The 18,923-nt window shown below is 67.9% G+C and carries 19 protein-coding genes; 3 read left to right on the top strand and 16 right to left on the bottom strand.

The features are described from left to right. The first annotated feature begins 149 nt into the window (after nucleotides 1-149). On the top strand, nucleotides 150-1,358 hold the full coding sequence (locus tag LQ564_RS19675; protein ID WP_231059812.1) for a DNA topoisomerase IB: 1,209 nt from the start codon (nucleotides 150-152) through the stop codon (nucleotides 1,356-1,358). Beyond that, nucleotides 1,355-2,419 carry an L-dopachrome tautomerase-related protein gene (locus tag LQ564_RS19670; protein ID WP_231059811.1) on the top strand — a complete coding sequence of 355 codons (1,065 nt, stop codon included), beginning with the start codon at nucleotides 1,355-1,357 and terminating at the stop codon, nucleotides 2,417-2,419. The genes LQ564_RS19675 and LQ564_RS19670 overlap by 4 nt, the downstream gene beginning before the upstream one ends. A 3-nt stretch (nucleotides 2,420-2,422) precedes the next feature. Here LQ564_RS19670 and LQ564_RS19665 read toward each other — a convergent pair whose 3' ends face one another. Both LQ564_RS19665 and LQ564_RS19660 read right to left on the bottom strand, forming a co-directional pair. Further along, entirely contained in the window at nucleotides 2,423-2,875 is a 453-nt protein-coding gene (locus LQ564_RS19665; protein ID WP_231059810.1) for a DUF4019 domain-containing protein, read from the bottom strand. Nucleotides 2,876-2,967: 92 nt separating this feature from the next. Further along, nucleotides 2,968-3,717 (bottom strand): GAF domain-containing protein, encoded by a 750-nt coding sequence (locus LQ564_RS19660; RefSeq protein ID WP_231059809.1) that lies wholly within the window; start codon nucleotides 3,715-3,717, stop codon nucleotides 2,968-2,970. A gap of 203 nt (nucleotides 3,718-3,920) precedes the next feature. Between LQ564_RS19660 and LQ564_RS25925 the strand changes: the two genes are divergently transcribed. Next, a complete protein-coding gene (locus LQ564_RS25925; protein ID WP_272492133.1) occupies nucleotides 3,921-5,501 on the top strand; it encodes a methyl-accepting chemotaxis protein in 1,581 nt (526 codons plus the stop codon). A gap of 180 nt (nucleotides 5,502-5,681) precedes the next feature. Here LQ564_RS25925 and pncB read toward each other — a convergent pair whose 3' ends face one another. From pncB to LQ564_RS19585, 14 genes are all read right to left on the bottom strand, one after another. Further along, nucleotides 5,682-6,872, bottom strand: coding sequence for a nicotinate phosphoribosyltransferase (pncB, locus tag LQ564_RS19650; RefSeq protein WP_231059808.1), 1,191 nt, complete (start codon nucleotides 6,870-6,872; stop codon nucleotides 5,682-5,684). Between the two features lie 9 nt (nucleotides 6,873-6,881). After that, a complete protein-coding gene (locus tag LQ564_RS19645) occupies nucleotides 6,882-7,394 on the bottom strand; it encodes an SET domain-containing protein (RefSeq protein ID WP_231059807.1) in 513 nt (170 codons plus the stop codon). A gap of 91 nt (nucleotides 7,395-7,485) precedes the next feature. Continuing rightward, nucleotides 7,486-9,168: an AMP-binding protein gene (locus tag LQ564_RS19640; RefSeq protein ID WP_231059806.1), complete on the bottom strand. Its 1,683-nt coding sequence runs from the start codon at nucleotides 9,166-9,168 to the stop codon at nucleotides 7,486-7,488. Nucleotides 9,169-9,257: 89 nt separating this feature from the next. Then, nucleotides 9,258-10,925, bottom strand: coding sequence for a 4Fe-4S binding protein (locus LQ564_RS19635; protein WP_231059805.1), 1,668 nt, complete (start codon nucleotides 10,923-10,925; stop codon nucleotides 9,258-9,260). Further along, nucleotides 10,922-11,401 carry a DUF3306 domain-containing protein gene (locus LQ564_RS19630; RefSeq protein ID WP_231059804.1) on the bottom strand — a complete coding sequence of 160 codons (480 nt, stop codon included), beginning with the start codon at nucleotides 11,399-11,401 and terminating at the stop codon, nucleotides 10,922-10,924. Before LQ564_RS19630 ends, LQ564_RS19635 begins: the two co-directional genes overlap by 4 nt. Before the next feature lie 10 nt (nucleotides 11,402-11,411). Beyond that, nucleotides 11,412-11,852, bottom strand: coding sequence for a DUF3305 domain-containing protein (locus LQ564_RS19625; protein WP_231059803.1), 441 nt, complete (start codon nucleotides 11,850-11,852; stop codon nucleotides 11,412-11,414). After that, complete coding sequence (locus LQ564_RS19620; protein ID WP_231059802.1) at nucleotides 11,849-12,505, bottom strand: hypothetical protein; 657 nt, start codon at nucleotides 12,503-12,505, stop codon at nucleotides 11,849-11,851. The genes LQ564_RS19625 and LQ564_RS19620 overlap by 4 nt, the downstream gene beginning before the upstream one ends. Then, the gene (locus LQ564_RS19615; RefSeq protein WP_231059801.1) at nucleotides 12,502-12,957 is read right to left on the bottom strand and encodes a hypothetical protein; all 456 of its coding nucleotides are present in this window, start codon (nucleotides 12,955-12,957) and stop codon (nucleotides 12,502-12,504) included. The genes LQ564_RS19620 and LQ564_RS19615 overlap by 4 nt, the downstream gene beginning before the upstream one ends. Before the next feature lie 16 nt (nucleotides 12,958-12,973). Continuing rightward, a complete protein-coding gene (locus tag LQ564_RS19610) occupies nucleotides 12,974-14,062 on the bottom strand; it encodes a formate dehydrogenase subunit gamma (protein ID WP_231059800.1) in 1,089 nt (362 codons plus the stop codon). 12 nt (nucleotides 14,063-14,074) lie between these two features. After that, entirely contained in the window at nucleotides 14,075-14,290 is a 216-nt protein-coding gene (locus LQ564_RS19605; protein WP_231059799.1) for a hypothetical protein, read from the bottom strand. Next, entirely contained in the window at nucleotides 14,287-14,958 is a 672-nt protein-coding gene (fdh3B, locus tag LQ564_RS19600) for a formate dehydrogenase FDH3 subunit beta (RefSeq protein ID WP_231059798.1), read from the bottom strand. The genes LQ564_RS19605 and fdh3B overlap by 4 nt, the downstream gene beginning before the upstream one ends. Nucleotides 14,959-14,995: 37 nt before the next feature. Beyond that, the gene (locus tag LQ564_RS19595) at nucleotides 14,996-17,815 is read right to left on the bottom strand and encodes a formate dehydrogenase subunit alpha (protein WP_231059797.1); all 2,820 of its coding nucleotides are present in this window, start codon (nucleotides 17,813-17,815) and stop codon (nucleotides 14,996-14,998) included. Between the two features lie 28 nt (nucleotides 17,816-17,843). After that, complete coding sequence (locus LQ564_RS19590) at nucleotides 17,844-18,059, bottom strand: formate dehydrogenase (protein ID WP_231059796.1); 216 nt, start codon at nucleotides 18,057-18,059, stop codon at nucleotides 17,844-17,846. A 17-nt stretch (nucleotides 18,060-18,076) separates the two neighbouring features. Then, nucleotides 18,077-18,718, bottom strand: coding sequence for a TorD/DmsD family molecular chaperone (locus LQ564_RS19585; RefSeq protein ID WP_231059795.1), 642 nt, complete (start codon nucleotides 18,716-18,718; stop codon nucleotides 18,077-18,079). Nucleotides 18,719-18,923: the final 205 nt, after the last annotated feature.

Here is an 18,923-nt window from a genome sequence, read left to right as displayed (position 1 = left end):
TCTCTGGTCGGACGCGTGGGCGCAGGACCGCCCACCCTACAAAAGCCACCAATCATCCGCCAGCACCGAGGCGCGCGCACCGTGCGCAAGCGAACGGTGCGCCTCCCCCATTCGGCGTAGCATCGGGCGACCAGATTCGAGGAGACGCCATGCCCAACCAGGAACCGACCAGCGCCGACAACCCGCTCAGCGATCCGCCGGCCGCCGCCAGGGCGGCCGGCCTGCGTTACGTCCACGACGACCGGCCCGGCATCCGCCGCGAAAAAAAGGGCGACACGGTCGTCTACCTCGACGCCAAGGGCGAAGCGGTCGAGGACGAGGCCACCCTCGGGCGCATCAAGTCGCTCGTCATTCCGCCGGCATGGACCGACGTCTGGATCTGCCCACAGGCCAACGGCCACCTGCAGGCCACCGGGCGCGATGCGCGCGGCCGCAAGCAATACCGCTACCACCCGAAATGGCGCACCGTGCGCGACGAGGTGAAATACGAGCGCATGATCAGCTTCGGCCAGGCCCTGCCCCAGATCCGCGCGGAAGTCGACCGCGCCCTGGCCCTGCCCGGCCTGCCGCGCGAGAAGGTGCTGGCCACCATCGTCTACCTGCTGGAAGCGACCATGATGCGGGTCGGGAACGAGGAATACGCACGCACCAACAAATCCTTCGGACTCACCACGCTGCGCAACCGCCACGCGAAGGTCGACGGCAGCGACGTCGAGTTCAGCTTCCGCGGCAAGAGCGGCGTGTACCACAAGGTCAAGGTGCACGACCGGCGCCTGGCGCGCATCATCCGCCGGTCGCGCGACCTGCCCGGCCAGGAACTGTTCCAGTACATCGACGACGACGGCGACACCCACAGCATCGATTCGAGCGACGTCAACGACTACCTGCGCACGATCACCGGCGAAGACTACACGGCCAAGGATTTCCGCACCTGGTCCGGCACCGTGCTGGCCGCGCTGGCGCTGCAGGAATTCGAGAAGTTCGACTCCGAAGCCCAGGCCAAGAAGAACATCGTGCGCGCGATCGAGTCGGTGGCCGAAAAGCTCGGCAACACGCCCTCGGTCTGCCGCAAGTGCTATGTGCACCCGGTGGTGCTGGACGCCTACCTCGACGGCACGGTGCTGGAGACCCTGCGCGAACGCACCGAGGAAGAACTGAAGCAGGACCTGCACGCGCTGCAGCCGGAAGAAGCGGCGGTGCTGGCGATGTTGCAGCAGCGCCTGCGCCACGAGCAGGAGCAGGCCGACGCCAAGGGCAAGGCCAGGGAGAAAACCACCAAACCGGCGCGCGCCCCCGCGAAGAAAAGCGCCCGTGCGCCGCGGCAGCGCGCGCCCCAAGCCATGAGAGGAGCAGCATGAGCAATCCGACGCAATGGACCATCGAGCAGGTGGCCGCTTTCGAGCACCAGGTGACCGGCGTGACCGCCTCCGGGGACAATCGCATCTTCGTGAACTTCCCGCGCTGGACCGAGGACACGGCCGTCTCGGTCGCCGAGCTGCAGGCCGACGGCAGCCTGCGCCCCTACCCGGACGAGGAATGGAACGGCTGGCGCAATGCGCGCAAGGACGAGCTGGACCCGGCCAAGGGCTGGGTCTGCGTGCAGAGCATCGTGGCCGACGGCCGCGGCAGCCTGTGGGTGCTCGACCCGGCGGCCCCAAGCCAGGCCCACCTGGTCTCCGGCGGCGCCAAGCTGGTGCAGATCGACCTCGCCAGCAATGCGGTCACGCGCAGCATCGTGTTCGACGAGGACGCGGCCCCGCAAGGCTCCTACCTGAACGACGTGCGCTTTTCGAACGACGGCAAGTACGCCTACATCACCGATTCCGGCGTGGTCGGCGCCCTGCTGGTGATCGACCTGGCCAGCGGCAAGGTTGCGCGGGTGCTCGACGGCCACCCGTCGACCCAGATGAAGAAGGGCCTGGTGGTGAAAGCCGACGGCAAGGAGCTGCGCCGCCCGGACGGACGCGGGGTGGAGTTCTCAGCCGATGGTATCGAATTGTCAAGTGATGGCTGCTGGCTGTATTGGCAAGCGATCAAGGGCGACACCCTGTACCGGATCGCGACGCAGGTCCTGATCGAAGGGGGTCTGAAGGGCGACGACGTGGGCGACCAGGTCGAGGAATACGGCGTCAACGGGGTGTCGGACGGCCTCCTGATCCCGCAGGGCAGCAACAAGATGCTGCTCACCGCGGTGGAAGACGACGCGGTCAAGGTGCGCGACCTCGACGAAGGCCCCGGCGGAACGCCGCGCATCCTGGTGCAGGACGCGCGCCTGCGCTGGCCCGACACCTTCACGCAAGGCCCGGACGGCACGGTCTACGTGACCACCTCGCACATCCAGGACTCGGCCTTCTTCAAGCCGGACGCGCCGCCCGCCCTGCCGACCCAGCTGTGGCGCCTGGTCGGCCCCGGGTTCTAAACCTTACCTGATGTAGTAGCCGGACACCTTCCAGCTGCCGTCCGGCTCGCGCATCGGCACCACCATCTCGGTGGACCCGGGCTTGCCGGCGAATTCGGTGCTGTACTGGAGGACGACGTATTCGCCGGCCGGGGCGCCCGGCAGCGCGTGGGTGTAATGCGAGGACGTCAGGGTGCGCGCGCCGGCGGCGCCGATCGGGGCGCGCACGGCGCGCAGCCCCTCTTCCCACTTGGCCTGGGTGACGGCGCCGCGCAGGGCGCTCGCCGCGGCGCTCCAGCTGTCCCCGTATTTTCCCGCATCGACGATCGTCAGCCAGCTGGCCGCGGCCTTGACCGCCGCCTCGGTGCTCGCCGCCACGACGGCGGCATCTTCCTTCGCCTTCTGGACATCGTCCTGGGCGCCGGCCGGCGCGACGACAAAGGCAAGCGACAACAGGGCGGCGGCAGCGAGGCGCATGGGTTCTCCGGTGCGGTGCATGGTTGACCAGGACCGGATGATAGCGCGAATGGACGCGCGCGAGTTGCGCGCTTTGTCACTTTTACAGGGACTCAGTCCTTCTTGGCCTGGATCTCGGACGAGGCGATGTCGGCCAGGTCGCACAGGGCCTGCAGCTCGGTGCTGCGCAGGCGGCGCGGCTCGCGGTCGATCACGCACAGGGTCCCCATCGGCATCCCGCTGCGGTCGCGCAGCGGCACGCCGGCGTAGAAGCGGATGTGGGGCTCGGCCAGCACCAGCGGATTGTCGCGGAAGCGTTCGTCGGTGGAGGCGTCTTCGACCATGAAGGGCGCGTCCTGCAGGATCGCGTGCGAGCAGAAGGCCCATTCGCGCGGGGTTTCCTGCGGCCCCAGGCCGACCCGCGCCTTGAACCACTGGCGGCGCGCCGTCAACAGCGACACCAGCGCGATCGGCGAGCCGGTCACGGTGGCGGCCAGGCGCACGATGCGGTTGAAGCGTTCTTCGGGCGGGGTGTCGACCAGGCCGGTGGCGGCCACGGCGGCCAGGCGGCGCGCCTCTTCGTGGGATCCAGGCCACGTTTCGTCACCGGCCAGCACGAACTCGGGATCGGTCAATACCGGGGGTGTTGTCTCACCAGACAATGATCCGGATAAAGGACCGGCGCGATGAAGCATCGCCTCGATAGTGCTCTGGCGTGTACGGCGGTGTCCACCGGGCGTCTTCCACGAAGGAATGGCGCCGCTTTCCATCCATAACTGGACGGTGCTGGTCGCGACACCAAGCATCCGCGCCGCAGCGCTGGTGGTCAGGATGGGGTCCTCTTCGATGATCTTGCTCTGCATGTAGGGTCCTATCTATTGACGTAGTATACCCGATTTGCCGAAATCTCTCACCGAAAATGCTTGTATTAACGAATATGTTCTGCTATACACATTTTCGTCAATTTAAATTGATAAAAAGAAATTAAAAAGAAGCAAAAACAATCGATTTGCACAAATCTGTTCCGCAGGTCAATAGCGGTTCAACAACACGGAGAAGAGAGACAATGGCTGTTTTCAGAATCTCGGGCATCGCAACACGGCTATATTCGGCGTTTGCGCTGATCCTGGCGGTCACCCTGGTGCTGGCGGTATTCGCCATCAGCCAGGTCAACCTGATCGGCCAGGCCTTGCGTACCGCCGACAGCGTGCGCAACGCCGAACTCGAACCGCTGTACGCGGCGCGCGAGGCGCTGGCCCAGACCGGGATCGCGGCGCGCAACGCCTACATCTTCAAGGATCCGGCGGCCGCCAACCGCGAACTCGACCTGGTCGACGCCAGGAAGGCCGACTACCTGGCCGTCCTCGCCCGCCTCGACCCGGTGCTGCGCGAGAACCCGCTCTACGCCAAGGTGCGCGGCGGGATGCTGACGATGGCGAAGGAACTGGAGCGCCCGCGCGCCTACCGCGCCAGCGGCGACCTGGATGGCTTCGGCGCCTTCCTGGTCGAGGAATGCAGTCCGCTGCGGCGCCGGATCGTGGCCGACATCGACGTCCTGCTGCGCGACCTGCAGGCGCACACCGCCACGGCGATCGACGGCGCCGAAAGCCAGGCCGCCACCGCGCGCTACTGGATCACGGGCCTGGGCGTGCTGTCGGTGCTGCTGTGCATCGCGGTCGGCCTGCTGCTGGTGCGCAGCCTGCTCAAGCAGCTCGGCGGCGAGCCGGCCTATGCGACCAGCGTGGCCCACGCCATCGCCAGCGGCGAGCTGCATCACCCGGTCGACACCGCGAAGGCCGGCCCGGCCAGCCTGCTGCACGCGATGAGCACGATGCGCGACGGCTTGAGCGGCATCGTCGGCAAGGTGCGCGGCGGGACCGATGCGATCGCCTCGGCCTCGTCCGAGATCGCCTCCGGCAACCTCGACCTGTCGAGCCGCACCGAGACCCAGGCCGCGGCCCTGACCCAGGTGGCCGGCTCGATGAAGCAGCTGATCGAACTGGTGCGCCAGAACGCCGACTACGCGGCCCAGGCCAGCGCGCTGGCGCACGACGCCTCGCTGGTGTCGGTGCAGGGCGGCGCGGCGGTCGATTCGGTGGTCACCACCATGGGGCAGATCCACGCGTCGTCGAACAAGATCGTCGACATCATCGCCGTCATCGACGGCATCGCCTTCCAGACCAACATCCTGGCCTTGAACGCGGCGGTGGAAGCGGCGCGCGCCGGCGAACAGGGGCGCGGCTTCGCCGTGGTCGCGAGCGAGGTGCGCAACCTGGCGCAGCGCTCGGCGGCGGCGGCCAAGGAAATCAAGGCGCTGATCGAGGATTCGGCCAGCAAGGTCGACGCCGGCGCCACGCTGGTGAGCCAGGCCGGCGGCACCATCCGCAAGGTGGTCGAAGGCGTGCAGCGCGTCACCGAGATCATGGGCCACATCAGCGAAGCCACCGGCGCCCAGCGGCGCGACATCGAGCACGTCGACGGCGCGCTGGCGCGGCTGGACGAGATGACGATCCAGAACGCCGCCCTGGTCGAGGAAGCCGCGGCGGCCGCGCAGTCGCTGCAGACCCAGGCGGCGGAACTGGCGGCGGTGGTGAATACCTTCCAGCTGGAAGAGCCGGCGCAGAGCCGCTACCGCTTGCTGGCGTAGAGGGTGTGAAAAAACGGCTATGGCAAGGCGCCGAGTCGAAGACAGTACACTCGTACGGCGAGACGAGGCAACGCAGCCATAGACGAATTTTTCACACACTCGCAGGGTGGGCGGTCCTCCGCCCACGCGTTCAAATCCCGTATGAGCAGACGTATCGTCTGTCCATGGGACGGTTGAACGCTACTCCCCGGGGTGATTGAAGACCTGGCGCAGATAGGCCAGGAAGGTCTCGTCGGTACACATCGACTTGCCCGCCGTATCGGCCAGCTTGGCCACCGGCTGCCCGTTGCAGCGGGTGAGCTTCATGACGATGTTCAGCGCCGGATAGGGCGTGTCGTTGGTCAGCTTGGTGCCGATGCCGAAGCCCAGCGTGGTGCGGTCGGCGAAGTGGCGGTACAGCATCAGCGCCTTCGGCACCGTGAGCGCATCCGAGAACACCAGGCGCTTGGTGCGCGGATCGATGCGCAGGCGCGCGTAGTGGGCCAGCGCCTTTTCGCCCCACTCGACCGGGTCGCCCGAATCGTGGCGCAGGCCGTCGAACAGCTTGGCGAAATAAAGGTCGAAGTCGTTCAGGAAGGCGTTCATGCCGACCACGTCGGTGAGCGCCGTGCCCAGGTCGCCGCGGTATTCCTGCACCCAGTCTTCCAGCGCCGCCTTCTGGAAGTCGACCAGGCGCACGCCGAAGGCCTGGTAGGCCTGCAGGTATTCGTGGGCCATGGTCCCGATCGGCACCAGGTTGTATTTCTTCGCCAGGTAGACGTTCGAGGTGCCCTTGAAGAACTGCGGCAGCTCGCGCGCCAGGGTCGCCACCACCTCGTCGTGCCATTCGCCCGAGAAGCGCCGGCGCACGCCGAAGTCGAAGAACTCGAAGGGCGTGGCGCGCTTGGGCTCCTCATCGAACGCCCGCAGCTCTTCGATCTTCTGGTTCAGGCGCACCCGCGCCTCGACAATCGCAGCGTCCTGGTCGAAGCGGCGGAAGTACAGCTCGTTGACGATGTAGAGCACGAAGATCTCGAAGCCCATCACGTGCACCAGCGGGCCGGAAGCGTGGATGCGCAGGTGCGGGCCGTCGGTGGAGACCTGGATGAACTTGCGCTGGAAGCGGAACAGCGTAAGGAAGTCGGCGAAGTCGCTCTTGATGAAGCGCAGGCCGCGCAAGTACTCGACCTCTTCCTCGCTGAACATCAGGGAGCACAGGTGATCGAGCTCGCGCTCGACGTCGTCCTTCAGCTCGGCCAGCGGATAGGCCGGCTCGTTGCGGCAGCGGAAATCGTATTCGCCGTTCGCACCCGGGTGGGTGTGCATCAGCGCCTGCCACATGGTGAACTTGTACAGGTCGGTTTCCAGGAGGCTGCGGACGACGGGCTTCATGCTGTTCCTTCAGGTTGTGGTGTCTTTCTTCTTGCTCTTCTTCTTCGGCGCCAGCATGGTGCCGGTGCAGCCGGGGGTGCCGCAGCGGCAGGCGAACAGCTTTTTCAGGACCGGCGTGTGGCGCTCGTCGTAGATGAGGGCGTAATTGTAGTTCAGTTCCTCGCCGGGCTCGATGTCGCGCATCGCGTGGATGTAGACCTTGCCCTCGTCCTCGAAGGCTTCGCAGTTGGGCGAGCAGGCATGGTTGATCCAGCGCGCCGCGTTGCCGCGGCTGCCGCCGTCGATCACGCGGCCGTCGGCCAGCGTGAAGTAGAAGGTGTGGTTGATCGGGCCGCCGGCCTGCGCCGCGCGCTCGGTGGCCTCGTCCCAGGTGATGCGTTCGCCGCGGTACTCGATGATCCGCTCGCCCGCGCCGATCGGCCGCAGCGCGAACACGCCGTTGCCGTGGACGGGAGACTTCCGGACTTCATAGGCGGCGTCTTTAGTGGCTGCGCCAGGGCTGGATGGACGGGTGGTGGTCATCGATGGAAGTGGTGAAGAAGGGGGGGGTTGAGGTCGATGACTATTATGCAACGGAACGTGCGCGCCATGCCGCACGTCCGCGCAGCAGCCTTCAAGCGTTGAAGTCCTCTTCGCGATACTCGACACCCTCGGGCGCATCCGACTGGCCCCGCCCCGCTTCTTCACGACGCAATTCGACCCGGCGGATCTTGCCCGAGATGGTCTTGGGCAGTTCGCGGAAGGCGATGCGCCGGATCCGTTTGTAGGGCGCCAGCCTGTCGCGCGCAAAGGCGAGGATCGACGCCGCCACTTCGCGCGAAGGCGGGACGCCCTGGCGCAGCGTGATGAAGGCCTTCGGCACCGACAGCCGCAGCGGGTCGGGGCTCGGCACGATCGCCGCCTCCAGCACGTCCTCGTGCTCGATCAGCACGCTCTCGAGCTCGAAGGGGCTGATGCGGTAGTCCGAGGACTTGAACACGTCGTCGTTGCGGCCGACGTAGAAGTAGTAGCCGTCCGCGTCGACCGTGGCGGTGTCGCCGGTGTGGTAGTGGCCGGCGCGCATGACGGCGGCGGTCTTCTCCTCGTCGCCCTCGTAGCACAGCATCAAGCCCAGCGGCGCAGGCGCGAGGTCCAGGGATATCTCGCCCTCGCCCGCCGGCTGGTCGTCGATGTCGAGCAGGGCCACACGGTAGCCCGGCAGCGGGCGGCCCATCGAACCGGGTTTCACCAATTGGCCAGGCGGGTTGCCGATCTGCGCCGTGGTCTCGGACTGGCCGTAGCCGTCGCGGATGCGGATGCCCCAGGCCCGCTCGACCTGCTCGATGACTTCGGGATTCAGCGGCTCCCCCGCCCCGACCAGTTCGCGCAGCGGCGGCTGCCAAGCCGCGAGGTCTTCCTGGATCATCATGCGCCACACGGTCGGCGGCGCGCACAGCGAGGTGACGCCGCAGCGCACCACGGTGTCCAGCGCCGCCCTGCTCGAGAAACGCTCGTAGTTGTAGACGAAGATGGTGGCGCCCGCGTTCCACGGCGCGAAGAAGCAGCTCCAGGCGTGCTTGGCCCAGCCGGGCGAGGAGATGTTCCAGTGGACGTCGCCGGGACGCAGGCCGATCCAGTACATGGTCGACAGGTGGCCGACCGGGTAGCTCTGGTGGCTGTGCAGCACCAGCTTCGGCTTGGCCGTGGTGCCCGAGGTGAAGTAGAGCAGCAGCGGGTCGGTGGCGCGGGTCTCGCCTTCAGGCACGAACACCGACAGCACGTCGCGGCAATCATCGAAAGCGCGCCAGCCGTTTGGCTTGCCGCCGACGGCGATGCGGGTGAAGCTGCCCTGCATGGTCTCGAATTTCTGGCTTTCCGAGGCCAGCGTGATCACGTGCTTCACGCGGCCGCGCTCCAGGCGGTCCTGCAGGTCGTCGCCCGAGACCAGCATCGTGGTCGGCACCAGCACGGCGCCGAGCTTGATCCCGGCCAGCATGATCTCCCACAGCTCGACCCGGTTGGGCAGCATCAGGAGCACGCGGTCGCCGCGGTTCACGCCGCACAGGCGCAGGTACTCGGCCACCTGGCAGGAGCGCGCGGCCATGTCGGCGAAGGAGATCTTCTGTTCGGAACCGTCTTCCTCGACCACCCACAGCGCGGGGGCGTGGTTGTCCTTCGCCATGGGGTCGAAATAGTCGAGCGCCCAGTTGAAGGCGTCGAACCGGGGCGGCTGGTAATCGCGCCAGGCGGTGTCGTAGTCGAGGCGGTGCTGCAGCAGGAAGTCGCGCGCGTGAAGGAAGCGCTGGGTCGGCGTCATGGTGTCTCCTGGTCGCTTGTTGGCATGGCTGCTGCCGGCCATTTTGCCATGATTTACGCGGCGCCCGGCGCAACCGGGCCGGCCGGAAGTCAGAGACGTTTCAGGGGCGTGATCCGCATCTCGTCCTTCGGCTCCATCATGTCGATGACGCGGCAGTCGCCGCACATGCGCAGGCGGTCGAGGTGGCCGGCAAAAGCCGGGTGGGAGCCGAGGCGGCCCAGCATGTTCTCGACCATCTGCAGGGTGCCGAAGGGCTTGTCGCAGCGGATGCAGTGGAAGGGCTGGGTCTCGTTGAGCACCACCGGCCCCTTGCGGCTCTCCAGGAAGGACAGGCGCGGCTGCAGAGTGATGGCGTTTTCCGGGCAGGTGGTGGCGCACAGGCCGCACTGGACGCAGTTCTTCTCGATGAAGCGCAGCAGCGGCGCGCCCTGGCCGTCCTGCAGCGCGCCGGCCGGACAGGCGCCGACGCAGGACATGCACAGGCTGCAGGCCTTGCGGTCTACCTCGATGGCGCCGAACGGGGCGCCCGGCGGCAAGGCAATGATCTCGGGCCGGGCCGGCGCATGCCGGTGCAGGTGCTCGAGCGCGTAGTCGAGGGTGTTGCGCTTGTCGTTCGCCAGGTGGAACACGGCCGGCTCGGCCGGCGTCGCACCGCGCGGCGCATGGCGCAGGGCGACGGCCAGTTCCGCGGGCGCCTCCACGCGCAGCAGCTGGAGGTGCGGGCCGTCGTAGCCGAGGCCGTCGAGCACCGTCTGGGCGATCGCCATCTGCTGGTCGAGGGCGGCGACGTACTGCGGCGCCTCGTGTCCGGTCATCAGGATGGCGACGCCGGCCGCGCCGTAGGCGATCGCCGCGAACCAGACGTCGATGCCGGTCGATGCCGTGTGCTGCAGGGCCAGCGGGATGACGCGGCCCGGGATGGATTCACCAAGCTGGGCCAGCAGCGCGGCGCCGTGCTCGGGATCGTGCAGCAGCAGCACCGGTTCGCTGCCGCCGGCCGCGTGGTAGGAGCGCAGCGCGGCCTGGATGCGCTTGCCGGTCAGCTGCGCCGGCGGGAAGGCGTAGCTGATCGCGCCGGTCGGGCAGACCGTCGAGCAGGCGCCGCAGCCGGCGCACAGGTAGGGGCTGACCTTGATGCGCTCGCCGTCGTCCTGGATCGCCTGGGCCGAGCAGATGTCGATGCAGGCGCTGCAGCCCTTCTGGCCATTGCGGCCGTGGGCGCAGGTACGCTCCTTGTACGAGAAGTACTTCGGCTTTTCGAAGTCGCCGACCATCTCCAGCATGCTCTCCACCGCCTGCGCGCGCGCGGCCTCGTCGTAGCCCGGCGCGTAGTAGCCGTGCGGGCGCTGGTGGCTCGGGATCAGGCGCGTGGGGCTGAGGTCCAGCACCAGGTCGAAGCGGCCCTGCTGGACCGGCTGCAGCGGCGCCTGCCAGCGCGCCTCGAACGCGCCCAGCCAGCCGGCCACCGCGGCGACGCGCGCCACGTGCACCGGGTAGGGCCGCAGCGGCATCGTGTCCTGCAGGTCGAGCAGCAGCACCGTGACCGGCAGCGTGGCCGCCAGGCGGTCGGCCCAGGGCAGCGCGTGGACGGCGGAGCCGACCACCAGGGTGCGGCCGGAGGATTGGTAATTGACCGTGACGGCCGGCTCGAACACCGGAATCGCGTCGGCGGCGGAGATGGCGGCCGTGCGCGCATCGAGGTTGCGGCTTTCCTGGACAGGGTCGATCGGCGGGTGTTCGGTGAAGCGGATGTTCATGGGGTCCCTTGCTGGATGGTCGAGGGTCCGTCGCCGTCGCCCGGCGCGCCCTCTTCTTCTTTGTCGGCCTCCTGCCGGTCGCCCAGCAGCCGGGCCAGCAGGCCCGGCGCATGCTGGAGCGAGGCCAGCATGGCGGGGGCGAGCGGCGAGGCCTTGTTGTAGTCGCTCATATACATATCGAGTCCGTCGACCACGTTGAAGTGCGGGTCGGCGAACAGTTTTTTCAGGGCCAGGCGCTGCACCGACTTGTCGACGTCCTTCGCGACGAAGGAGGAAAAGTCGGCGTCCGGGGTCAGGCGCGCGGCGTCCTCGAGGGTCGGCAGCGGACGCGCCGGGGCTTCCGGCTCACCGGGCGCCGGCGCCACGGGCAGGGGTGGCGGCATCACCGGAGGCGCCGGCGGCGCCGGTGGCGCTTCCAGGGTCTCGCCGCGCGCCTTCAGGCGCGACCAACGCCGGAAGAATCCTTCGTCCGACATCAGGCTCCCTTCATCCGTGCTGGCGTCCGCGCCGCGGCTTGGGTTGATAGTGCTCGCGCAGGTAGCCGGCCACCCAGGCATAGATCTCGGCCGGCATGGTCACGCCGTCGGCCTGCTCGCCCGAGTCGAACATGCGGGTGCCCTCGACGTAGCTGGCCGAGGCCCGCACCGGCATCGCCCGGCCCTCCTCCATGCGCCACAGCACGAAGATCTTCGACTCCGGCGCCATGACGTTCTCGTAGTAGCCGTCGTTCTCGTCGGTCCAGAGTTCGAGTTCGAGGCCGGAGACGAGGTAGTAGTCGCGCTCCGGGCTTGCGCTCAGCACCTGCAGGCGCGGCAGTTCGCCGCGGTCGGGCACCACGCCCACCGCGGCCCAGCTTTCGTCCGCCCAGATGTGCTGGACGGCGCGGCGCTGCATGATCACCGCAATCGGCATGCTGGCCATCTTCATTGCTTGTTCGCCGTCTTCGGGGTGCTGCTTTTCTCCACCGCCGGGCCGACGCCCTTCGGCACCGCCCGGGTCGGTCCGCGCTTGACGTCCTCGCTCGGCGCGGCGGTGCCGTGCTTCTCGCTCTTGACCGGGACGTTGGCCGCGTTCAGGGCCTGGCGGCTGAGCGGCGCCGCGCCGGTGGCCGGGGCCGCCGCCGCCGTGCCGGGCGCCGCGTTGGCGGGCGGGGCCGCCGGCATGCCGGCCGCGGGCGGGGTCACCCCGGCCGGAACGGCGCCCGCCGCCGCCGCGGCGCGGGCCGCGCCGGGGGCGGTGCCGCCGGCCGCGGCCTGGGTGCCGCCGGCAGCCGTGCCCTGGGTGCCGAGGACCATGTTCGGCGCCCGGCCGGCGGCCGGCGCCGCCGCCGCCACCTGCACCGGCGGCTGGATCTTCCAGCCTTTCGCCGGCGCCTGTGCGCGCCAGCGCGCGGCCACCGCATCCATCGAGGCGGCCAGGTTTTCCTTGTCCCTGGCGGCCTTGGCGTCGTCCGCCGCCTTCTTGTCCGCCGCGGCCTGCTGCTGGGCCGGGGTCAGCACCGGCTTGGCCAGCGCCGCCCAGCTCTGCGGGCAGGCCAGCAGCGCGGCCAGTGCGCACGCGCTCGTGAGTCGCTTGATCATTGCTTGCTCTCCAGGGTGCCGCGGCCGGCCGGCGCCTGCGGCGCGGTATTGCTGGCGGCCGGGGCTTCGACCGTGCCGGGGGCCGGCGCGGCGGGCTTGCCGTGGTCGCCGGGCTGGGTCTGGGTGCCGGGCTGGGCGCCCGAGGGCGGGGTCACGCCGGCGGTCGGGCCCTGCCCGGTCTCGCGGGTGGCGCCGCCGACTTCCGCGCCGGAGGTGTTGCCGCCCGAGCCGCCCGCGATGCCCGGCGTGCCGCCGGCATAGGTGGCGTCGGTCACCGGCTTCGGGGTCTGGGCGATGATGGCGCCGCTGGTGGCGCCGCCGGACGAGACCTGGCCGGGATACTTCGTCTGCACGATGCCGCCGACGGTTTCATGACGGCCACGGTCGCAGCCGGCTGCCGATAGCGCCAGTGCGGCGAGCGCGCCGTGGAACAGGATGGTCGATGCTTTCATGATGGGTCCAGTGTCCTCAGTGCGCCGGTCCGGGACGCGGCGCCGGGCCGCGCGGGGCGTCCGGGTGCGGGCGATGGGCCGGGTCGGTGGCGGTGCCGTTCTTCACTTGTTCGTACCAGATCGCGTGGTGGGCCTGGGCCCAGGCTTCGTCCACGGTGCCTTCGCGCATGGCCTGGTAGGCGCCCGGGGTGCCCCAGGTGCCGATATAGATATGGCCCATCGATGCCGCGATATAGCAGGCGGCGCCGGCCACGTGCAGGTAGTTGGCTATCTGCAGCACGTAGCGGGTCTGCCCGAAGGTGACGAAATTCAGCACCAGGCCGCTCACCGACATCACGATGCCGAGCAGGAACACGCCGCCCCAGAACCAGGTCTTTTCGCCGGCATTGAAGAAGCCGGCCGGCACGTGCTTGTGCGACACCAGGCCGCCGCCCTGCTTCACCCACTGCCAGTCGTTGCGGTTAAAGAAATTACGGCCGAGGAAGGTGATGAACATCAGCACCGAGCAGACGATGAACAGCGGTCCGACGAAGTTGTGCAGGTATTTCGAGATGATGGCGAACCACGAGAACAGGTCGTGCCCCATCCACGGCAGCATGATCTTCTTGCCGTACATGATGATCAGGCCGCTGATGGCGAGCGCGATGAAGCTGTAGGCCGTGGCCCAGTGCACGTGGCGTTCCCAGGCCGTGAAGCGCTTGATGCGGCGCCCCGCCGGCGGCACTTCCTCCGCCGCGCCGACCGCCTTGTAGAACACGAAGATCAGCAAGGGCACGCCGAGCAGGATGAAGCCGGCGATGGCCGCGATCGGGCCGTTGCGCAGCTGGCGCCAGGTGTTGCCGCCGCGCTGGACGATGACATTCGCTTCGGTGGCGCCGTACTGGCCCAGGTAATGGCGGTCCATGTGCACCCGGCCCGAGGACGGATTGGTCAGCGAAGGCTCCGGCACGACGGAATCGCCTTCGATCTGGAGCATGGTCTGCTCCTCGGCGTAGGCCGGCTTGGCGTCCTTGTTCGGCACGCCGGCCTGGGCCGACGCCAGCATGAAGGTGCCCAGCAGCGCGAAGGCCAGTGCCAGGAGCAGGCGCAAGGATCGGGTGTGCATGGTGTGCTCCTCTTACGGATTGGCCCGGTTGTACTCGTTCTGCTTCATGCCGCGGTTCTGGATCGTGGCCGACCAGGCCAGGCGGTCGTTGTGGAAGCGGGTCTGGTAGTGGCGCGGGTCGGTCTTGCCGGCGTACTGGCCGTGCAGCCACTCGGGGTGCTGGTCGACCTCGAGGCAGCCGGCCAGCAGCAAGGGCAAGGCGATCAGGCAGTAACGAAGCTTCTTCATTGCGGGAACCTCCCAGGATCGTTCTGCGAGTCGCCCTTGATCTGGTTTCCGCGCGGCAGGTCGCCCTTTGCCTTGATCTCGCCGCCGCGCTTCGGCTTGCCGTAGGCGATCTTCCAGCCCCACAGTTCCGGGCCGTAGCCGCGGGTCTCGACGCGCTGGCGGTAGATGTCGGCGATCTGGTTGGCCTCGCCGCCCAGCAGCGCCTTGGTGCCGCACATCTCGGCGCAGGCCGGCAGCTTGCCTTCGGCGATGCGGTTGCGGCCGTATTTCTTGAACTCGGCCTCGGACGTGTCCGGTTCCGGGCCGCCGGCGCAGAAGGTGCACTTGTCCATCTTGCCGCGGTGGTTGAACATGCCGGTTTCCGGGAACTGCGGCGCGCCGAACGGGCAGGCGTAGTAGCAGTAGCCGCAGCCGATGCACTGGTCCTTGCTGTGCAGGACGATCCCGTCTTCCGTGTGGTAGATGCAGTTGGTCGGGCACACCGCCAGGCAGGGCGCGTCGGTGCAGTGCATGCAGGCGATCGACACCGAGCGCTCGCCCGGGATGCCGTCGTTGATGGTCACCACCCGGCGCCGGTTCACCCCCCACGGCGTCTCGTGTTCGTTCTTGCATGCGGTGACGCAGCCGTTGCAGTCGATGCAGCGCTCCGTATCGCAAATAAATTTCATCCTAGCGGCCATGCCACCCTCCTCTGCGATTGTTGGTTCAGGCGCGTACCACGCGGCACAGCGACACCTTGGTTTCCTGCATCATCGTCACGGCGTCGTAGCCGTAGGTCCAGGCCGTGTTGACCGCCTCGCCGCGCACGGTCGGCGCGCCGCCTTCGGGGTAGTGGCGCTCGAGGTCTTCGCCCATCCACCAGCCGCCGAAGTGGAAGGGCATCCACACCAGGCCGACCGGGACCCGCTCGGTCGGCATCGCCATCACCTTGATGCGCGCCCCGGTCGGGGTCTCGACCCAGATGTAGTCGCCCATCCTGACGCTCACCTGGACCGCGTCGCGCGGGTTGATCTCGCAGAACATGTTCTGCTGCAGCTCCGCAAGCCAGGGGTTGGAGCGGGTCTCCTCGCCGCCGCCCTCGTACTCGACCAGCCGGCCGGAGGTCATGATGAGCGGATAGTCCTTCGAATAGTCGACCGCCTGCACCGATTTGTACAGGGTCGGCAGGCGCCAGAAGTTGGCCTTGTCGTCGTAGGTCGGGTACCTGGCGACCAGGTCGCGGCGCGGCGACGCCAGCGGCTCGCGGTGGACAGGCACCGGGTCAGGGAAGTTCCAGACATTGCAGCGCGCCCGCGCATTGCCGAAGGGCGCGCAGCCGTGGGCGATGACGACGCGGATGATGCCGCCCGACAAGTCGGTCTTCCAGTTCTTGCCCTCCGCCATGGCCTGCTCCTGCGGCGTCAGCTCGGCCCACCAGCCCAGCTTCTTCAGGAACACGTGGTCGAACTCCGGATAGCCGACATCGAGCTGGCTGTCCTTGGTGGTCGAGCCGTCGGCCGCCAGCAGCGACACGCCGTTGTGCTCGACGCCCCAGTTGGCGCGGAACGGCAGTCCTCCCTCGGCCACCGACTTGTTCAGGTCGTACAGGATCGGGGTGCCCGGGTGCTTCATCTCCGGCGTGCCCCAGCACGGCCACGGCAGGCCGTAGTAGTCGCCCTTGCAGGGGCCGTCGTCGGCGCGCAGGGTGGTCGGGTTGAAGGTGTGCTTGTTCTCCATGTGGAGTTTCAGGCGCTCCGGCGAGCAGCCGGTGTAGCCGATGGTCCAGCAGGAGCGGTTGATCTCACGCAGGATGTCCTCGACCACCGGCTCGTTGTGCACGACCTTGATGTTCTTGCACAGCTCTTCGTGGAAGCCGAACTTCCTGGCGAACAGGTACATGATCTCGTGGTCGGTCTTGCACTCGAACAGCGGCATGATGACGCGCTCGCGCCACTGGATGCTGCGGTTCGAGGCCGTGCACGAGCCTTGCGTCTCGAACTGGGAGGCGGCCGGCAGCAGATACACGCCGTCGGTGCGGCCGTGCATCGCCGCCGTCATGCTCGGATAGGGGTCGATCACCACCAGCATGTCGAGCTTCTGCATCGCCGCCTTCATGTCCGGCAGGCGGGTCTGGCTGTTCGGCGCGTGGCCCCAGTAGAACACGGCGCGCAGGTTGCTCGGCTGGTCGATGTACTGGTTCTGCTCGTTCACGGCGTCGAACCAGCGCGACACCGTGATGCCCGGCTTTTCCATCAGCTCCTTGGAGCCGAAGCGCGACTTGATCCATTCATAGTCGACGCCCCAGACGTTGGCGAAGTGCTTCCAGGCGCCTTCGGCCAGGCCGTAGTAGCCGGGCAGCGAGTCGCCGTTGGGGCCGACGTCGGTCGCGCCCTGCACATTGTCGTGGCCGCGGTAGATGTTGGCGCCGCCGCCCGGGATGCCGATATTGCCCAGCGCCAGCTGCAGGATCGACAGCGCGCGCACGTTGGCGGTGCCGACGTGGTGCTGGGTGATGCCCATGCACCAGACCACCGACGAGGGACGGTTCTTGGCCAGCATCTCGGCCGCCATCTTCACCGAGGCTTCCGGCACGCCGGTGATGTCCGACACCTTTTCCGGCGTCCATTTGGCGACTTCCTTGCGCACGTCGTCCATGCCGTAGGTGCGCTGGGCGATGTATTCCTTGTCCTCCCAGCCGTTCTGGAAGATGTGCCACAGGATGCCCCAGACCAGCGGGATGTCGGTGCCGGGACGCACGCGCACGTAGTGGTGGGCGAAGCGCGCGGTGCGGGTGAAGCGCGGGTCGATCACGATCATCTTCGCGCCCAGTTCCTTGGCGTGCAGGAAGTGCAGCATCGAGATCGGATGGGCTTCGGCCGGATTGGAACCGATGAACATCACGGCCTTGCTGTGGTGCAGGTCGTTGAAGGAGTTCGTCATCGCGCCGTAGCCGAAGGTCTGGGCCACGCCGGCGACCGTGGTCGAGTGGCAGATGCGCGCCTGGTGGTCGCAGTTGTTGGTGCCGTAGAAGGACACCCATTTGCGCAGCAGGTAGGCTTGCTCGTTGTTATGCTTGGACGAGCCGATTACCATCAAGGAATCCGGCCCGGATTTCTGGCGCAATTCGATCAGCTTGTCGCCGATCTCGTTGATCGCCTGGTCCCAGGAGATGCGCTGGTACTTGCCGTTGACCAGCTTCATCGGGTAGCGCAGGCGGTGCTCGCCGAAGCCGTGCTCGCGCACCGAGGCGCCCTTGGCGCAGTGCGCGCCCATGTTGATCGGCGAATCGAAGGCGGCTTCCTGGCGCACCCAGACGCCGTTGGCGACCACCGCGTCCACCGAGCAGCCGACCGAGCAGTGGCTGCAGACGGTGCGCTTGACCTCGGTCGGCACCGGGGTGTCCGGGACCTGGTCTGCCTGCGCCGGTTCGATCACGTTCAGGGGCAAGTGGCGCGCCAGGGCGCCGGCGCCGACGGCAACGCCGGCGCCGGCCAGGAAGCGGCGCCGTTTCAATCCGCTGTCGCGGGTGGATTTGACTAGGGACATGCTGGCTCTCTCCGGGTTTCTGCTTGCGTTACCAGTAAGCGGCGGTCTGGTAGTAACGGCGGATGTGCTCGGTCTCGTGGTAGCCGCGCTTGACGCCCGGCTCGGCCTTCACGGGCGCCGCCACCGGCGTCTCGGCCTTGGCGTTGCCGGCGACGACCGCCACGACACCCAGTGGCGCGGCCTTCAGGAAGCTGCGCCGTGCCGGATCCGGTTTTTCTGCGGGCTGTTGCGGAAGCTGTTCCATATTCTTGCCTCTCTTGATTAATCCCTTGCCGCGGCCTCGACCGCGAAGGCCTGCGCCTCGATGTCGAGGAAAGCGCCGGCCAGGCGTGCGACCAGCCGGTAGTAGTTCGCCCCTTCCGCGCCGGCGATGTCGTCCAGGCAGCGCGCATACCAGGGTGCGATGTGGGCGCCGAAGAAAGCTTCCTGCTGCCCGACCGGCTGGCGCGCGATGCCCGGCGCGCCGGTAATAAGCACCCGCATGGTCTCGCACAGGGCGCCCAGGTGATCCTCGAACTCGCCCACGCCGCGCATGCGCCGGATGCCGAAGCGGGCCAGAGCGCCGCGCAGCTCGGCCAGCGGGGTGTCGTTCATGAAGCCGGACAGGTAGCGCGAACCGTAGGGGTTCACCGGCGGCGTGCCGATCGCAACGAAGAGCGCGTCGAATTCCTCCTGCACCGCATCCGGGTCCATGACGCCGGAGGCCAGGCTCAAGGCTTCCCAGGCCTGTTCCAGCGCCGGGTCCATGCCGGCGGAGAGGATCGGGTCGGCCGTGGACAGCGCGTCCAGAAGGCCGGCATCCGGGGCGCGCAACAGCAGGCTGGCCAGCAGCGCGTACAGGTCGGCGCGCGCCTGGTCTTCGCCGGGCAGCGGCATGGGAGCCGGGACTGTATTCACATTCACCGGACGGTCGATCTGGCTTGCGTCTGAAAGTGACAAAGTGCTGCACTCCTGTTAACAGATTCCTATTGGCAGTGTAGTCCTAACACGGGAGCAAGCCGCGCACGGTTGAGACTTAGCACCTATCCCAGTAGGGGGAGGGAAGTTGATGACGATGCCTGGCAAGCGCGGGCAAGGCGCGAGGACGCCGCATGGCGAGCCATGCAAG

Origin of the sequence: Massilia phyllostachyos (assembly GCF_021044825.1) — a bacterium.
In the GTDB taxonomy this organism is placed as follows: Bacteria; Pseudomonadota; Gammaproteobacteria; order Burkholderiales; family Burkholderiaceae_D; genus Telluria; species Telluria phyllostachyos.
This window is presented reverse-complemented; position numbering and strand designations above follow the sequence as displayed.

Bases quoted from the DNA above. Each gene is read 5' to 3' on its own strand.
- LQ564_RS19675 (WP_231059812.1), top strand. From the start codon at position 150: ATGCCCAACCAGGAACCGACCAGCGCCGACAACCCGCTCAGCGATCCG.
- LQ564_RS19670 (WP_231059811.1), top strand. From the start codon at position 1,355: ATGAGCAATCCGACGCAATGGACCATCGAGCAGGTGGCCGCTTTCGAG.
- LQ564_RS19665 (WP_231059810.1), bottom strand. From the start codon at position 2,875: ATGCGCCTCGCTGCCGCCGCCCTGTTGTCGCTTGCCTTTGTCGTCGCG.
- LQ564_RS19660 (WP_231059809.1), bottom strand. From the start codon at position 3,717: ATGCAGAGCAAGATCATCGAAGAGGACCCCATCCTGACCACCAGCGCT.
- LQ564_RS25925 (WP_272492133.1), top strand. From the start codon at position 3,921: ATGGCTGTTTTCAGAATCTCGGGCATCGCAACACGGCTATATTCGGCG.
- pncB (WP_231059808.1), bottom strand. From the start codon at position 6,872: ATGAAGCCCGTCGTCCGCAGCCTCCTGGAAACCGACCTGTACAAGTTC.
- LQ564_RS19645 (WP_231059807.1), bottom strand. From the start codon at position 7,394: ATGACCACCACCCGTCCATCCAGCCCTGGCGCAGCCACTAAAGACGCC.
- LQ564_RS19640 (WP_231059806.1), bottom strand. From the start codon at position 9,168: ATGACGCCGACCCAGCGCTTCCTTCACGCGCGCGACTTCCTGCTGCAG.
- LQ564_RS19635 (WP_231059805.1), bottom strand. From the start codon at position 10,925: ATGAACATCCGCTTCACCGAACACCCGCCGATCGACCCTGTCCAGGAA.
- LQ564_RS19630 (WP_231059804.1), bottom strand. From the start codon at position 11,401: ATGTCGGACGAAGGATTCTTCCGGCGTTGGTCGCGCCTGAAGGCGCGC.
- LQ564_RS19625 (WP_231059803.1), bottom strand. From the start codon at position 11,852: ATGAAGATGGCCAGCATGCCGATTGCGGTGATCATGCAGCGCCGCGCC.
- LQ564_RS19620 (WP_231059802.1), bottom strand. From the start codon at position 12,505: ATGATCAAGCGACTCACGAGCGCGTGCGCACTGGCCGCGCTGCTGGCC.
- LQ564_RS19615 (WP_231059801.1), bottom strand. From the start codon at position 12,957: ATGAAAGCATCGACCATCCTGTTCCACGGCGCGCTCGCCGCACTGGCG.
- LQ564_RS19610 (WP_231059800.1), bottom strand. From the start codon at position 14,062: ATGCACACCCGATCCTTGCGCCTGCTCCTGGCACTGGCCTTCGCGCTG.
- LQ564_RS19605 (WP_231059799.1), bottom strand. From the start codon at position 14,290: ATGAAGAAGCTTCGTTACTGCCTGATCGCCTTGCCCTTGCTGCTGGCC.
- fdh3B (WP_231059798.1), bottom strand. From the start codon at position 14,958: ATGAAATTTATTTGCGATACGGAGCGCTGCATCGACTGCAACGGCTGC.
- LQ564_RS19595 (WP_231059797.1), bottom strand. From the start codon at position 17,815: ATGTCCCTAGTCAAATCCACCCGCGACAGCGGATTGAAACGGCGCCGC.
- LQ564_RS19590 (WP_231059796.1), bottom strand. From the start codon at position 18,059: ATGGAACAGCTTCCGCAACAGCCCGCAGAAAAACCGGATCCGGCACGG.